At 67.5% G+C, this 252-nt stretch carries 1 protein-coding gene; it reads right to left on the reverse strand.

All coding sequences use genetic code 11. The features are described 5' to 3' along the window. Positions 1-44: 44 nt before the first annotated feature. On the reverse strand, positions 45-252 hold a 208-nt coding region (locus ACPYOG_RS20080), incomplete at its 5' end, for a citrate/2-methylcitrate synthase (protein ID WP_481295859.1).

Here is a 252-nt window from a genome sequence, read left to right on the forward strand (position 1 = left end):
GTGCCGAAAGCGTCGGAGGGCCCGGAGGGGTGGTGGGCGCTGGATCAGCCCTGCGGGTAGTCGCGCTCGGGGGACCCGGTGTAGATCTGGCGCGGGCGGCCGATCTTCGTCTCCGGATCGGTCATCATCTCGCGCCACTGGGCGATCCAGCCCGGCAGGCGGCCGATGGCGAACAGGACCGTGAACATCTTCGTCGGGAAGCCCATCGCCTTGTAGATGAGCCCGGTGTAGAAGTCCACGTTCGGGTAGAGC

This window comes from Leifsonia sp. HAY1-4F, assembly GCF_056755275.1.